This is a genomic window from Planomonospora parontospora (assembly GCA_014647935.1).
Lineage (GTDB): Bacteria > Actinomycetota > Actinomycetes > Streptosporangiales > Streptosporangiaceae > Planomonospora > Planomonospora parontospora.
Genome location: BMQD01000019.1, coordinates 34,088 through 49,559 on the forward strand (window position 1 = coordinate 34,088; position 15,472 = coordinate 49,559).

At 74.9% G+C, this 15,472-nt stretch carries 8 protein-coding genes; 6 read left to right on the plus strand and 2 right to left on the minus strand.

The window, feature by feature from the left end:
- Window positions 1-19: 19 nt before the first annotated feature.
- The gene (locus IEZ07_RS26135) at window positions 20-1,006 is read right to left on the minus strand and encodes a GNAT family N-acetyltransferase (protein ID WP_191897170.1); all 987 of its coding nucleotides are present in this window, start codon (window positions 1,004-1,006) and stop codon (window positions 20-22) included.
- Here IEZ07_RS26135 and IEZ07_RS26140 point away from each other — a divergent pair.
- The 3 genes from IEZ07_RS26140 (at window position 1,005) to IEZ07_RS26150 (ending at window position 12,645) form a co-directional block, all read left to right on the plus strand.
- Complete coding sequence (locus IEZ07_RS26140) at window positions 1,005-1,778, plus strand: hypothetical protein (RefSeq protein ID WP_191897171.1); 774 nt, start codon at window positions 1,005-1,007, stop codon at window positions 1,776-1,778. The two genes, IEZ07_RS26135 and IEZ07_RS26140, sit on opposite strands and share 2 nt — an antisense overlap.
- Window positions 1,779-2,189: 411 nt before the next feature.
- The gene (locus tag IEZ07_RS26145; RefSeq protein ID WP_191897172.1) at window positions 2,190-7,235 is read left to right on the plus strand and encodes a non-ribosomal peptide synthetase; all 5,046 of its coding nucleotides are present in this window, start codon (window positions 2,190-2,192) and stop codon (window positions 7,233-7,235) included.
- A gap of 55 nt (window positions 7,236-7,290) precedes the next feature.
- Window positions 7,291-12,645, plus strand: a complete 5,355-nt coding sequence (locus IEZ07_RS26150; protein ID WP_191897173.1) for a non-ribosomal peptide synthetase/MFS transporter — start codon at window positions 7,291-7,293, stop codon at window positions 12,643-12,645.
- Between the two features lie 92 nt (window positions 12,646-12,737).
- Here IEZ07_RS26150 and IEZ07_RS26155 read toward each other — a convergent pair whose 3' ends face one another.
- Complete coding sequence (locus tag IEZ07_RS26155; protein WP_204054612.1) at window positions 12,738-14,330, minus strand: MDR family MFS transporter; 1,593 nt, start codon at window positions 14,328-14,330, stop codon at window positions 12,738-12,740.
- A gap of 143 nt (window positions 14,331-14,473) precedes the next feature.
- On the opposite strand from IEZ07_RS26155, the gene IEZ07_RS26160 reads away from it, so the two are divergent.
- The 3 genes from IEZ07_RS26160 to IEZ07_RS26170 are packed head-to-tail and all read left to right on the plus strand — an operon-like array spanning window position 14,474 to window position 15,443.
- Window positions 14,474-15,025: a TetR/AcrR family transcriptional regulator gene (locus IEZ07_RS26160; protein WP_068903012.1), complete on the plus strand. Its 552-nt coding sequence runs from the start codon at window positions 14,474-14,476 to the stop codon at window positions 15,023-15,025.
- A complete protein-coding gene (locus tag IEZ07_RS26165; RefSeq protein ID WP_191897174.1) occupies window positions 15,022-15,162 on the plus strand; it encodes a hypothetical protein in 141 nt (46 codons plus the stop codon). Before IEZ07_RS26160 ends, IEZ07_RS26165 begins: the two co-directional genes overlap by 4 nt.
- Window positions 15,159-15,443: a DUF4031 domain-containing protein gene (locus IEZ07_RS26170; protein WP_191897175.1), complete on the plus strand. Its 285-nt coding sequence runs from the start codon at window positions 15,159-15,161 to the stop codon at window positions 15,441-15,443. Before IEZ07_RS26165 ends, IEZ07_RS26170 begins: the two co-directional genes overlap by 4 nt.
- Window positions 15,444-15,472 lie beyond the last annotated feature (29 nt).

Genomic DNA, 15,472 nt, shown 5'->3' on the forward strand with positions numbered 1-15,472 from the left:
CCGGCCGGAGGGGGCGGGCTCAGACCGTGCGGCGCCACACGTCGATGGCCAGCACCTGGCGCATGCCCACCGAGAGGTAGAGGTCCAGCGCGGGGGTGCTGTTGTTGGCGTCGACGTGCAGGTAGGTGCCGACCCGGCCGCGCCGCGCGTCGGCGGCGAACGCCGTGCGAAGCATGAACCGGCCCAGGCCCCGGCCGCGGTGGGCGGGCAGGACGGCGAGCTGGCGGACGTAGCCGCAGTTCTCGTCGCCGGCGAACATGTCGGTGCCCAGCAGCATCGCGGCCGGTTCACCGTCGATCCGGGCCACCAGCAGCTGGGACCAGTCGGTGCTGGCCGAAGCATCGAGGTCGGCGGACCACTCGCCGAACCCCTTGGGGGTGAACCCGAAGTGGTCGGCGAAACCCGCCTGCTGGACCGCGTGGCCCTGGCGGCGCACCTCCTCGGTCAGGCCGTCGTGCAGCGTCAGTCCGGCGGGCGGCGCGGGTTCGGCGACCTGGCCGGCGTGGTCGGCGAGGAGCCGGATGAAGCTGGTGGCGGGGGCGAATCCCCGGGCGGCGGCGACGGCGCGCTTGCCGCTGTCCTCCCGGTACAGGCCGATGTCCAGCACGGCGCGGTCGTGGCCGAGCCCGGCGGTGATCCGCCGCGCCCGCTCGGTCACGGCGTCCCAGAGCCCGCCGGTGAGGGCCTGGGCGTCGGGGTGGACCACCACGTCGACGTCGACGTTGTCGCTGGCGCCCTTCCGGCAGGCCCAGGCCCAGGCGACGAGGCGGCCGCCGGCGTCGTGGACGAGCCAGCCGTCCCGCTCCCGGTCGAAGGCGGGGTCGTTCAACTGGTCGGCGACGTCGTCCAGGGTCATGTCGGCCTTGCCGATCACCTGCGTGTCGCACAGGGAGATAAGCCCGTGGACGGCGGCGGCGTCGGCCGCCTCAGGCCGCCGGGCCGTGTACCCGGCGGGAGGCGCATATGCGGTGGGGGTCGCGGCGGCGTCCGGTGTGGTGGTGTTCATGTCTGCGAGCGTGCCCGGCCCGACTTGGGATCGGCTGGGTCGCGGCTTGGCCCGGAGTGTCGAGCGCCCGGTTGATGGGCTCACCAAGGTCCACCTCGGCGAGTTCGGCGTCCAGGTGGCGGGCCAGGGCGGCGACGCGGCGGGCGACTTCGCCCAGCAGCCATCCGGTCTCGGTTACCGCCTGCGGTTGCGACAGACTGAGGGCATGACCGAGGTGCGACCCGCTCCGAATGCCGACGCGGCTCGATGGCTGCTCCGGGCCGATGTCGAGTGGTGGGATCTTGTTCGCTACGGCCCACCGGGCTTCGACGTGTACGTGCGTATCGCCTTTGCCCATGGGGCGGAGGGCGTCTACCCGCAGGGAGAAGATCGCGCCGTTCACGTGGCACTCGCGACTCTCGCGACATGCACGACCACGCCTTCCAGCGGATACGCGGCGATCTGGGAGGGATGGGGCGGACACCCGCCGGATCCCGAAGCGCCACGGGTGGCCATTCCGAATCGGGAGATGCTGCTCTTCACCGGCCCTGTCGAAGTACTGAGCGACGCGCCCACTCTCGCCTGGTACGGCTCTGCGCTGGGCTGTCAAGACCCGCACCTCGTGTGGCCCGAAGATCAAGCCTGGTGCCTGGCCTGCGAGGTCGATGAGGAGATCGAATTCACCGTCGGATGTTCCGTCGAGGCGTCCCAGGCTCTGGCCAAAGCCCTGCCCGGTGCTGTTCGACGGGTGCACTACGGAGATCCGGCACCGATGTACCTCGACCAGGCCTAGCACCGGCAGCACTCGCACGTCGGCACGAGAGTGCGTCGATCGCGTCAGGGACGTCCGACGGGCGTCACGGGATGTCACCGGACATCGTCGCCATCTACGACGTGGAACTGGACTCCGGCCCGCTCTCGATGACCTCGATCACTGCCGTCGCGATACCCCGCCGCCGGACTTCCGCGTTCACGAACAAGTCCGCCGAAGCGGAGCAAGCTCACCGGAGTGCGCAACACGGAGCGCGGGCACCGGCGGAACGTCGCGGACGCTCCTGGAGAGACACCCGAGATAATTAGTTCTGCTAAATATCTTTAGGGTAACAGAGCGATCTTTGCCCTATCTCCGCCGGACGCCTTTTGCCACCCTTGCCCGCGTACGACCCCGTACACCCTTTTTCCGCATACCAGAGGAGAGCAAAGGGTGGCTGGCAGCCTCGCGCTGCTCGAACCGGTCCACAAGGCCTTCGAGCAGCAGGTACGACGCACTCCGCAGCACACCGCGGTCATCACCGGGACGACCCGCACGACCTATGCCGAACTGAACGCCCTGGCCAACCGGATCGCCCACGAGCTCGCCTCCCGGGGAGTGGGGCGGGGCTCGACCGTCGGCGTGTGCCTGGACCGCGACGAGACGCTGATCGCGGCGCTCCTCGGGGTCTGGAAGACCGGCGCCGCCTACGTCCCGCTGGACGCGGCCTTCCCGGCCGACCGCCTGGGATTCGTCATCGAGGACGCCGGGGTGTCGCACACGGTGGCCTCCGCGGAGCAGGCCGGGCGGCTGCCGGAGCGCGGCCTCGTCCCGGTGGAGACGGTCGGCCACCGCCCGTGCGGTGATCCGGGGCTGCCGAGCGACCCGGGCGATCCGGCCTACGTCATGTACACCTCCGGATCGACCGGCCGCCCCAAGGGCGTCGTGATCGAGCACCGCAGTGTGATGACTCTGCTGCGCTGGGACTCCGGGCACTTCGGCGCCGAGGAGCTCGCCGGTTTCCTCGCCTCGACCTCGGTCTGCTTCGATCCGTCGGTCCCACAGCTCTACCTGCCCCTCCTTGTGGGCGGCACGGTGATCATGGCCGACAACCCCCTGGCGCTGCACACCCTGCCCGCCAGGGACGAGGTCACGATGATCAGCGCGGCGGCCTCGGCGCTGACCGCGCTGCTGCGGGAGCCGCTGCCGGCGAACGTGCGCACGGTGCTGTCCAGCGGCGAGCCGGTGAGCCGGGCGCTGGCCGACCGGGTCTTCGCCAACCCCGGCGTGCGGCGCATGGTGAACCTGTACGGGCCGACCGAGTGCACCGTGCACTGCTGCGCCCACGAGATCTCCCGGGACGAGAAGGGGGAGCCGCCGATAGGCACGCCGTACGCCTGGTCGGAGCTGTCGGTGCGCGACGCCGACGGCGCGGAGCTCGGCGACGGCGAGCTCGGCGAGCTGTGGGTGGCCGGCCCGCTGGTCGGACGGGGCTACCTGAACCGGCCCGAGCTGACCGCCGAGCGGTTCGTGGCCGACGCCGCCGGCGTGCGCCACTACCGCACCGGCGACCTGGTCCGCAGGGAGGGCGGGGTCCACTTCTACCAGGGGCGGATCGACGACCAGGTGAAGGTCGCGGGCTTCCGCGTCGAGCTCGGCGAGGTGCAGGGCAGGCTGGTACGCCACCCGCTGGTCGGCCACGCCGTCGTGCTCGCCCCCACCGACGAGGAGGGCACCCGGCGGCTGGTCGCCTACGTCGAGCCGGCCGGTCCCGGCCTCGACGCCGGGGAGCTGAGGTCCTGGCTGCGCGGCTGGCTGCCCGACTACATGATCCCCGCCAGGATCGTGTTCCTCGACGCCATCCCCGTGGGCCCCACGGGGAAGGCCGACCGCTCCCGGTTGCCCGCGGTGGCGTTCCCCTCCCCCGCCCGGGGCTCCTCCCCCCAGGATCCCCCGGTCCAGGACGGCGCGCCGGTCCGGCATCCCTCCGCGCACGGCTCCCCCGCCCCCGGCGGGACCGAACGAGGCCGGGACGAGACCGGACGGGCCTCCGACGAGACCGGGCGGGCCCGGGACGAGACCGAGCGGCGGCTGGCCGCCGTCACCGCCGAGGTGCTCGGCGTCGAGCGGGTCGGCGTCCACGACCACTTCCTCGACCTGGGCGGGCACTCCCTGGCCGCCGCCAGGATCTGCGCCAGGATCGAGCACGAGTTCGGGGTCCGGGTCCCGCTGACGGCGTTCCTGGCCCGGCCCACGGTCGCCGAGCTGGCGCCGTACGTCGCCGGGGCCGCCCCGGCCGGGACGGCCCCGCTGGTCCGCCACGCCGGGCGGACCCGCTATCCGCTGACCGGCGTCCAGCGCGGCATGTCCCTGCTGCGCGAGGTCAGCCACAACCCCGGTGCCACCGCCATCGCCTTCCGGCTCGGGCTGCGCGGCCTCACCTCGGCGGAGCCGCTGCGGGCCGCGCTGGACGGGATCGTGCACCGCCACGAGGCGCTGCGCTCCGTCATCGTGGACGGCGAAGCCGCCGAGGTCCGGCCGGCGTCGCCGGTCCCGCTGGCCGAGCACCGCCCGGCCTCGGAGGAGGAGGCCGGCGAACTGCGGCGGGCCGCGGTCGCCCGCGGCTTCGACGTCTCGCGGGAGTCGCCGCTGCTGCGGGCCACCCTGCTGTGGTCGGGGCCGGACAGCGCGGAGCTGGTGCTGCTGACCGACCACACCGCGTTCGACGGCTGGTCGCTGGGGGTGGTCATGCGGGAGCTCCTCGACGGGCTCACCCTGTCCGGCGCCCTGCCGGATCCGCCGCTCCAGTTCGGCGACGCCGCGCTGCGCGAGCAGGAGACCACCCCGGACGCCGAGGCGCTGCGCGCCTTCTGGGCCGAGGAGCTCGCCGGGGCGGTCCCGCCGTACGAGCTGCTGCCCCGCACCGACGACCGTCCCAGCCGGCTGCGCGGCGAGCGCCTGGTGCGCCGGATCGATCCGGCGACGGCCGCGCGGGCCGGCGAGCTCGCGGCCGAGTGCGGCACCACCCCGTTCGCCGTCCACCTGACCGTGCTCGGCATGCTGGTCGCCGGGCTGACCGACCGGCGCGACGTCCTCCTCGGCGCCGCCGTGGCCGACCGCGCCGCCCCCGGCCTGGAGTCCGTGGTCGGCCTGCTGGTCGACGTGGTGCCGGTACGGCTGCGCCTGGAGGACGGGCTGCCGCTGCGCGAGGCGGTACGGCGGGCGGGGGCCGCGACCGCCCGCGCGATGGACCACCGGGCGCTGCCCGCGCGGGAGCGGGCCGACGCCGGCGGCGTCGAGCGCCCGCCCGGCGCGGTCCTGACACCTGTCACGCTCTCCGTCCAGCCGCCCGAGGTGCCCGTCTCCGTGGAGCGCGGGGGCGTCGGCGTGGACCTGCTCGGCGAGCTGGCCGCGGGCGGCGCACAGGCGCCGCTGATCGTCTACGTCAACGCCACGGCGGACGGGCCCGAGCTCCAGGTCGAGTACGACCTGGAGCACCTGGACCGGGCCGGGGCCGAGGTCCTCACCGACCGCCTCCTCCGCCTGCTGGCGGACGTGCTGGCCCGTCCCGACCGGCCGCTGTCGGAGTTCGAGGTGGTCGGCGCGGAGGAGCGGGCCGCACTGCTGGCCGCGGGGACCGGCGTGCCGCTGCCCGCCGGCGCGCCGCGGACCGTGGTGGAGGCGGTGCTGGAGCAGGCCGCCCGGCGCCCGGACGCGCCGGCGGTCGCCGACGCCGGCGGCGTCCTCACCTATGGCGAGCTGACCGGTCTGGCGCGGCGGGTGGCCGCAGCGCTCGGCCCGGCGGCCGCGGGCGCCTGCGTGGGCGTGTGCCTGCCCCGCGACCGGTACCTCCCCGCGGCGCTGCTGGGCGTGCTGCTCGCCGGAGCCGCCTACGTCCCGCTCGATCCCGGCCACCCGCCCCCGCGCCTGCGCCACCAGGTCGACGACGCCGACATCAAGATCATCGCCGCGGCGGGCGAGGCGCTGGCGGCGGCCCGGGAGCTGGGCGGCACCGTCGCCGACCTGTCCTGGCTCCCGTCGGCGCAGGCCGTACCCGGCCGGGTCGCACCGGAGCGGGCCGTACCGGAGCAGGCCACGCCTGGCGGAGGCGTGCCGGAGCAGCCCGTATCGGAGCGGACCGGCTCCGGCGGGGCCGTACCGGGACAGGGCGGCTCCGGCGGCCTGCCGCGGGTGGGCCCCGGCGACCTCGCCTACGTCCTGTACACCTCCGGCTCCACCGGCAGTCCCAAGGGCGTCGAGGTCACCCACGCCAACCTCGCCGCGTTCGCCACCTCGATGACGGTCGCCCCGGGGATCGGGCCCGGCGACGTGATGCTCGGCCTGACGCCGTTCTCGTTCGACGTGTTCGGCTTCGACCTGTGGGTGAGCCTCTGCCACGGCCTGCGGCTGGAGCTGCTGGGCCGGGACGACGCGCTCGACGCGCGGGCCGTGGCGCGGCGGATCGAGGAGAGCGGGGTCACGCTGATGACCGCGACCCCGACGACGCTGCGCATGCTGGTCGCCTCCGGCTGGCGCGGCGGGAAGGTGCGGGTGGTCAGCATCGGCGAGGTGCTCGACCCCTCCCTCGCGGGCGACCTGCTGGAGCGGGTCTCCGAGCTGTGGAACGCCTACGGCCCCACCGAGACCACGATCTACTCCACCATGGCCCGGGTCACGGCCCCGGTCGGCGACCAGGTGCCGATCGGCACGCCGCTGGCCGGGGAACGGGCCTACGTGCTGGACCGGGCGGGCCGCCTGCTGCCCGCCGGGACGCCCGGCGAGCTGTGGATCGGCGGCGCCGGCGTGGCCCGCGGCTACCGGGGGCGGCCGGAGACGACCGCCGCGGCCTTCACCGACGACCCGCTGGACCCGCCGGGCGGGCGCCGCTACCGCACCGGCGACCTGGCCCGCTGGCGGCCCGACGGCACGCTCGACTTCCTGGGCCGCCGGGACCGGCAGGTGAAGGTCCGCGGGCACCGGATCGAGCCGGGCGAGATCGAGGCGGCGCTCCGGGAGCACGTGGCCGACGCGGTCGTGACCGTGCACGGCGGCGACCACCTGGTCGGGTACCTCGCCGCACCGCCCGGGACCGACACCGGCGAACTGGAGCGTTCCCTGAGCGCCCGGCTCCCCGATCACCTGGTCCCCCGCCGCTGGGTGGTCCTGGACGCCCTGCCCGTCACGGCCTCCGGCAAGGTGGACCGCGCCGCGCTGCCCGAGCCCGGCGGCGCGGCCCCGAAGGCGCCGCCGGGCACCGAGGCCGAGTTGCTGGTGGCCGAGATGTGGGCCGCCGTGCTGGACCGCTCCGGCATCGGGGCGCACGACGACTTCTTCGCCCTCGGCGGTCACTCCGCGACCGCCGCCCTGGTGGCGGCCCGGCTGGGCGACGCGCTGGACCTGCGGGTGCCGGTGCGCCTGCTGTTCGAGCACCGCACGCTGTCCGACTACGCCGCCCGCCTGGAGGCCCTGCTCCTGGCCGACCTGGAGGAGACCCCGTGACCGAGCCGCCCGCCGAGACCACCGATCCGGTCACCGAGCGGGCGAAGGAGGCCTCATGACCGTCAGCGACGAGCGCCGGAGCGCTCTGGCGGCCCGGCTGGCGGCCGCGCGCCGGGCCGCCGCCCGGACCGTCCCGGCGATCCCCGCCAGGGAGGCGGCGGACGGCCCGGCCCCGCTGTCCCCCGCCCAGGCGCGGTTGTGGTTCCTCTCCCAGCTCGACGACCTGGCCGCCTACAACGTGCCCGCCGCGCTGCGGCTGCGCGGCCCGCTGGACACCGCCGCGCTGCTGGGCGCCGTGCGCGACCTCGCCGACCGGCACGAGGTGCTGCGCAGCCTGGTCACCGGCGAGGGCGCGACCCCGGTCGGCCCCGACCGGGTGCCGGTCGCGGTGGAGGACCTCGACGGCCCCGAGCTGCTGGAGGCGCGGCTGCAGGAGGAGCTCGCCCGCCCGTTCGCGCTGGACGCCGAGCCGCCCGCCCGCGTCCTGCTGCTGCGCCTGCCCGGCGGCGACGAGCACGTGCTGGCGCTGACCGTGCACCACATCGCCTTCGACGCCTGGTCGCGGAACCTGGCGCTGGCCGAGCTGGCCGCCCTGTACGCGGCCCGGCTCGGGGCGGCGGAGCCGCCCGAGCCGCCCCGGCTGCAGTACGCCGACTACGCGGCGTGGCTGGCCGGGCGGCCGGAGGGCGACCTCGCCTGGTGGACCGAGCGGCTGGCCGGGCTGGAGCCGGTCCTGGACCTGCCCGTGGACCGGCCCCGGCCGTCGGTCGCCGACTGGTCGGGCGCCGCCGTCCCGGTACGGCTTACGCCCGCGCTGACCGCCCGGGTCCGCGAGGCCGCCGCCGGGACCGGCTGCACGCCGTTCATGGTGCTGCTCGCCGTCTGGCAGGAGCTGCTGGGCCGGATCTCCGGCACCGACGACGTGCCGGTCGGCGTGCCCGAGGCGGGGCGGCTCCACCCGGACACCGCGCGCATGCTCGGCTGCTTCGTCAACACGCTGGTGCTGCGCGGCGACCGGTCCGGCGAGCCGACCGGGCGCGAGCTGCTGGCCCGGACCAGGGACGCCGTGCTGGACGCGCTCACCCACCGCGACGTGCCCTTCGAGCGGATCGTGGAACACCTGCACCCCGAGCGGAGCCTGGCCGTCACGCCGGTCTTCCAGGTGCTGCTCAACGTCCTGGACGACCGCCCCGCGGCGCTGGACTTCCCCGGCCTGACCGCCGAGCCCGTGCAGGCCGCGCCGCGCACCGCCAAGTACGACCTCAACCTCGCCTTCGTCAACGGGGGCGAGGCCTACGACGGCGAGCTGACCTACCGCACCGACCTGTTCGACGAGGCGACCGCGCGCCGCCTGACCGGCTGGTACCTGAACCTGCTGGAGGGCGTGCTCGCCGACCTGGACGCGCCGGCGGCGGCCGTACCGCTGGAGCCGGTGACCGGGCCCGTCGCCGCGGGCCCGCGGATCGGCATGGACCTGTCGCGGCCGCTGCACGAGGTGATCGGCGACCGCATCCGGAGCGCGCCGGAGGCGGTGGCCGCGGTGGACGCCGCCGGGTCCCTCACCTACGGCGAGGCGGACCTGCTGGCGGACCGGCTGGCGCGCCACCTGTCCATGGCCGGCGTGCGGCCGGACGAGCCGGTCGGCGTGCTGGCCGGCCGGCACACCGGGCTGGTGCCCGCGCTGCTCGGCGTGCTGCGGGCGGGCGGCGCGTACATGCCGATGGAGCCCGCCTATCCCGACGACCGCCTCGCCTACATGGTGGAGACGGCCGGCGCGCGCGTCGTGCTGGCCGACCGCGAGCACGCCGGGCGGGTCCCCGGCACGCTGGTCCTGCCCGACCTGCTGGCCACGGAGCCGGAGGGGCCCGACGGGCCGGGCGGGCCGGTGGACGCCGGCGTCACCCCCGGCCACCTGGTGCACGTGATCTTCACGTCGGGGTCCACCGGGCGGCCCAAGGGCGTCGGGATCGAGCACCGCTCGGCGCTGCACTACCTGCACGGCGTGGCCGAGCTGGTGCCCGACGCCCACGCCTCCTACGGCGTGGTCTCCACGATCGCCTCCGACCTGGTGATGACCTGCCTGTACGGCGCGCTCACCCGGGGCGCGGCGGTGCACTTCGTCGACCAGGAGACCGCCACCGACCCGGAGGCGTACGCCGCCCGCCTCGAGGCGCATCCCGTCGACGTGGTCAAGATGGTGCCCAGCCACCTGGAGCTGCTGGCCGCCCACGGCGACCTGGCCCGGGTGCTCCCGCGGCGGCTGCTGATCCTCGCCGGTGAGGCGACGTCGTGGGAACTGGCCGGGCGCGTCCGCGCGGCCCGCCCCGACCTGGAGGTGCAGATCCACTGCGGGCCGACGGAGACGACGGTCTCGGTGCTCGGCGGCCGGGTGCCGGACGGGCCGCCGGGGCCGGGCTCGGTCCCGCTGGGCCGTCCGCTGCCCGGCGTCGAGTGCCACGTCGTGGACTCCGCGGGCCGTCCGCTGCCCGCCGGGGTTCCGGGCGACCTGTGGGTGGCGAGCCCCAGTCTGGCCCGCGGCTACCTGAACCGGCCCGACCTGACCGCCGAGCGGTTCGTGCCCGACCCGGTGACCGGGACCGGCCGCTGCTACCGCACGGGCGACCTGGTCCGGCTGAACTCCGCCGGGCTGGTGGAGTTCCTCGGCCGGGTCGACGACCAGGTCAAGATCAGAGGCTTCCGGGTGGAGCTGGGCGAGGTGAAGGCCGCGCTGCAGGAGCAGCCCGGGGTCCGCGAGGCCGCGGTGCTGCCGGTCGGCGAGGGCCGCTCCCGGCGGCTGGCCGCCTGGGTGACGCCCGCCTCCGTGGACCCGGCCGCGGTCCGGGCGGGGCTGCGCGAGCGGCTGCCCGACTACATGGTCCCGCCCTCGATCACCGTCCTCGACGAGCTGCCGCTCACCCCGCTGGGCAAGGTCGACCGGGCCCGCCTGCCGCTCCCCGAGGCGGCGCCCGCCGCGGCACGGGTCGCGCCGCGCACCCCGGCCGAGCTGCGGATCGCGGCGGTGTGGGCGGACGTGCTGGGCGTGGCGGAGATCGGCGTCGACGACGACTTCTTCGCCCTCGGCGGCGACTCCTTCCGCGCGGTGCGGGCGGTCCGGGAGATCGACCCGGCGCTGCGGGTGATCGACCTGTTCACCCGGCCCACGGTCCGCGAGCTGGCCGCCCACCTCGAACACGGTTCCGCGGACGCCGGCTCCGGGCTGCTGCACCGCCTGGCCGGTCCGCGGACGGCGAGCCGTACCCTCGTCTGCCTGCCCTACGGCGGCGGCTCGGCCGCCGCCTACCGGCCGCTCGCCGCCGAGCTGGCCCGCACCTCCCCCGCCACGGCGGTGCTCGCCGTGGAACTGCCCGGACACGACCCGGCCCGGCCCGGCGAGGCGATGCTCCCGCTGCCGGAGCTGGCCGAGCGGATCGCGGCCGAGCTGGCCGGGGTCTCCGGCCCGATCGCGCTGTACGGCCACTGCGTCGGCTCGGCCGCCGCGACCGAGGTGGCGCTCCGGCTGGAGGCGGCGGGCAAGGCCGTCGCCGGCGTCTTCGTCGGCGGCAGCTTCCCCGACGCCCGGCTGCCCGGACGGCTGTCGGCCTGGTGGAACCGGAGGTTCCCCGCCCACCGGTGGGCCTCCGACCGGACGCAGCGCGACTTCCTGCGCATGCTGGGCGCCCTGGACGAGGACTTCGGCGACACCGAGGTCATGCTGCGCGGCCTGCGGCACGACGTCGGGCAGGCGCAGGCGTGGTTCAGCCGCCGTCTCGACCCCGCCTCCGGCGAGGAGCGCAGGCTCGCCGCGCCGCTGCTGTGCGTGGTCGGCGACCGGGACCGCGCGACCGAGCTCTACCGGGAGCGCCACCGCGAGTGGGGGGCGTTCGCCGACCGGGTGGAGCTGGCCGTGATTCCCCGGGCCGGTCACTACTTCCTCAAGCACCAGGCCGGGGCCCTGGCCCGGCTGATCGACGGGCACCTGGACCGCTGGGCCGGCGGGGACCTGCCCGAGCCGGTCGGGGAGGTCGAGGTCGCGGGCCGCGGCGCACGCCGGGACCTGCGCCGCTTCTACACCGTCGCGGCCGGGCAGACCGTGTCGCTGCTCGGCGCGGCGCTGACCTCCTTCGCCCTGGGCGTGTGGGCCTACCAGGAGAGCGGCCGGGTGCTGGACTACGCCCTGGTCACCATGCTCGCCCTGCTGCCGTCGCTGCTGGCGGCGCCGCTGGGCGGCGCGGTCGCCGACCGGGTGGACCGGCGGCTGGTCATGCTGGTCTGCGACGGCGTCTCCGCCGCGGCCACCGCGGCCCTGGTGGTCCTGCTCTGGCTGGGGCGGCTGGAGGTCTGGCAGGTCGGCGTCATCGCCGGGCTGCTCTCGCTGGTGTCGGCCTTCCACCGGCCCGCCTACCTGGCGGCGGTGGCGCAGCTGGTGCCCAAGCCGTACCTCATGCAGGCCAACGCGCTGGCCAACCTCGGCACCGGGCTGGGCATGCTCGTCGGCCCGCTGGGCGGCGCCGCGCTCATCACGGTGGTCGGGCTGCACGGCGTGGTGGCGGTGAACATCGCCACCTTCCTCGCCGGGCTCGGCACGCTGCTGCTGGTCCGCTTCCCCGACCGGCTCTTCCACCGCATGGAGGAGTCCTTCGGCCAGGCCATCGCCGGCGGCTGGCGCTTCCTCGTACGGCGCCGCCCGCTGATGATCATGATCGGGTTCTTCGTCGTGGAGAACTACCTGGGCATGCTCGCCCTGTCCGTGACCGTGCCGGCGGTGCTGTCGTTCAGCGACGTCACGGGGGTGGGCCTGGTGACCGCGATGCAGGGTCTGGGGGCGGTGCTGGGCTCCCTGCTCATGGTGTTCTGGGGCGGCACCGAGCGGCGCGCAGTCGGCATGGTCGGCTTCGTGATCGGGTTCGGGGCCGGGGTGCTGCTGGTCGGGCTGCGGCCCTCGCTGGTGCTGGCGGCCTTCGGCGGGCTGGTGTCGTGGGCGTTCCTGACCGTGCTGAACGCGCACTGGCTCGCGCTCATCCAGCTCAAGGTCGGCCTGGAGCTGCAGGGCCGGGTGCTGGCCACCAACCAGATGCTGGCGGTGTCGATGACGCCGCTGGCGTTCCTCACCTCACCGGTGCTGGCCGACGAGGTCTTCGGTCCGCTGCTGGCTCCCGGCGGGGCGCTGGCGGACACGGTCGTCGGCGACGTCGTCGGGGTGGGGCCGGGGCGCGGGGTCGGGCTGCTGCTGGCCGTCTGCGGCGCGCTGCTGATGCTCTGGGGCGCGCTGGGGCTGTGGTACCGGCCGCTGCGGCGCATGGAGGACGCGCTGCCCGACGCGGTCGCGGGCGCCGAGATCGCCGAGGACCTGGACGCGGTCCAGGCCGAGGCCGACGCGGTCCTGGCGGAGGGCGCCGGCCGGGGCCGGTGACCCCGGGTGGGCGCCCGCCCGGCCCGGTGATCCCGTCCCGGCGACGGTCGGGCCAGGGCCGAAACCGGGGCGGTGGCCCGTCCCGGCGGCGGTCAGTCCAGCGCGGGGACCGGGGCGGCCGGCTCGGCGGCCTCTCCGGTCCTCCCGCTCTCCCCGGGGCCGCCGCGCAGCGGGATCTCCTTGATGAAGGCGGCCAGCAGCGGGACCACGACGGCGAACAGGATCGCCCACCAGAACACGCCGGAGATGGAGGCGGCCAGCGACTCCAGGAAGCCGGTGCGCACGGCCGCAGGCAGCTGCCCCAGCGCCTCCGGGGTGACCTGGCCGCCCGCGGTGGCGAGCTTCTCCCCCTCCGGGCCGAACCGGGTCGTCAGCTCGTCGCCGAGCCGGTTGTTGAAGACGGCGCCGAACAGGGAGACGCCGAACGAGCCGCCGATGGAGCGGAAGAAGGTGGCGGTGCTGCTGGCGACGCCCAGGTCCTTCGCCTCCACGCTGTTCTGCGCGATCAGCATGGTGGTCTGCATCAGGAAGCCCATGCCGAGGCCCAGGACGGCGATGAACACCCCGGTCTGCCAGGTGGGGGTCTGCACGCCCATCAGGGACAGCAGCCACATGCCGAGGGCCATGCCGACGCCGCCGACGACCGGGTAGGCCTTGTACTTCCCGGTCTTCGTGATGGCCCGGCCGACGAACAGGGAGACGATCATGGCCGCGCCCATCATGGGGAGCAGCAGCAGGCCGGAGTTGGTGGCCGAGGCGCCCTGGACGGTCTGCTGGAACAGCGGCAGGAAGTTGATCGCGCCGAACATGGCGAAGCCGAGCAGGAAGCCGATCAGCGAGATCAGCGTGAAGTTTCGGTTGCGGAACAGGCCGAGCGGCATGATGGGCTCGGCGGCGCGGCGCTCGACGGGGACGAACAGCGCGAGGGTCACCACGGCGAGCCCGACCAGGCCGAGGATCTGCGGCGAGCCCCAGGCGTACTCGTTCCCGCCCCAGGTGGTGATGAGGACCAGGGCGGTGATGCCGGTGGAGAGCAGGGCCGCACCGAGCCAGTCGATGCGGTGCTCGGTGCGGTGCCTGGGCAGCTTCAGCTTGACGGCGAGCAGCGCCAGGGCGGCGAACCCGACGGGCAGGTTCACGTAGAAGGCCCAGCGCCAGTCGAGGTGGTCGGTGATGAACCCGCCGACGAGCGGTCCGGCGATCATCGCCAGGGACATCACGCCGGCCATCATGCCCTGGTACTGGCCGCGCTCGCGGGGCGGGACCAGGTCGCCGATGATCGCCATCGCGTTGACCATCAGGCCGCCCGCGCCCAGCCCCTGGAGCGCGCGGAAGGCGATGAGCTGGGCCATGCCGCCGTCGGGGCCGCCCAGGAGGCCGGAGCCGGCCATGCCGCAGAGCGCCGAGCCGATCATGAAGATGACGATGGAGCCGAGGAAGATGTTCTTCCGGCCGTACAGGTCGCCGATCTTGCCCCAGATGGGGGTCGAGACGGTGGTGCCGAGCACGTAGGCCGTCACCACCCAGGAGAGGTGGTTCAGGCCGCCGAGCTCGCCGACGATGCGGGGCATCGCGGTGCCGACGATCATGTTGTCCAGCATCGCCAGGACCATCGCCAGCATCAGGCCCGGGAGGACCACCATGACCTCGCGCCGCCGTGCGGGTGCCGCTCCGGTCTGTTTCACTCGTCCGCCCCCAGGGAGAGAATCCGCCTTACCTGCCGACCGGCAAGTGTCCGATATGCTAGGAATGTAGGCGGCTTACTTGCCGGCCGTCAAGTTGGTTTCCCGGCCGCCGGCACAGTGACGACACGACGACGAAGGACACCATGCGGGAACAGGCCGACACGCGCACGCGCATCCAGGAGATCGCGCTGCGGCTCTTCGTCGAGCAGGGCTACGAGGCGACCTCGCTCCGGGAGATCGCCGAGATCCTCGGCGTGACCAAGGCCGCCCTCTACTACCACTTCAAGACCAAGGACGACATCGTCGCCAGCCTGGCCGAGGAGCGGTTGCGCATCGTCGAGGAGCTGATCGCCTGGGCCGAGGCCCGGCCGCGCACCGACGAGACCCGGCGCGAGCTGCTCCACCGCTACGCCGACGGCCTCTACCACGAGCACCACCACCAGATCATGCGGTTCTTCGAGCGCAACCAGACCGCGATGAAGAACCACCCGGTGATGGAGAAGACCCGCGAGCGCATGCTCCACCTGATCGGCTTCCTGGTCGAGCCCGGCGATTCGGCGGTCGTCCGGCTGCGGAGTTCCATGGCGCTGTTCGCCCTGCACGCCTCCGGGTTCCTGCTCTCCGGCGACGACCTGTCCGACGACGAGCGCAGGGCCGCAGCCCTGGAGGTCGCGCTCGACCTCGTCCGGCGGTGACGGCGGTGACGGCCGCGCCGGTGACGATGACGGTCACAGCGGTGGCGGTGACCGCCGCGGCGGTGACGCCGGTGACGGTCGCGGCGGCGCTCCGGGGGCGTCCCCGGCCCGCCGGACGCGGGGCGGTGCGCCGGTGAGCGTGCTGATCGACCCGCCGGCCTGGCCGGGCCCCCGCGGCCTGCTCTGGTCGCACCTGGTCAGCGACTCCTCGGTCGAGGAGCTGCACGACTTCGCCGCCCGGCTGGGCGTGCCGCCCCGGGCCTTCGACCGGGACCACTACGACGTCCCGGAGACCGTCTACGAGCGGGCCCTCGCGCTGGGCGCCGAGGCGGTCTCCTCCCGCGAGCTGGTCGCCCGGCTCACCGCCGCGGGACTGCGCAGGCGCAAGGTCCGCCGCCCGGCCGGAGAGCCCGCATAGGTCCCCTCCGACCGGGCATGACGTGCCGC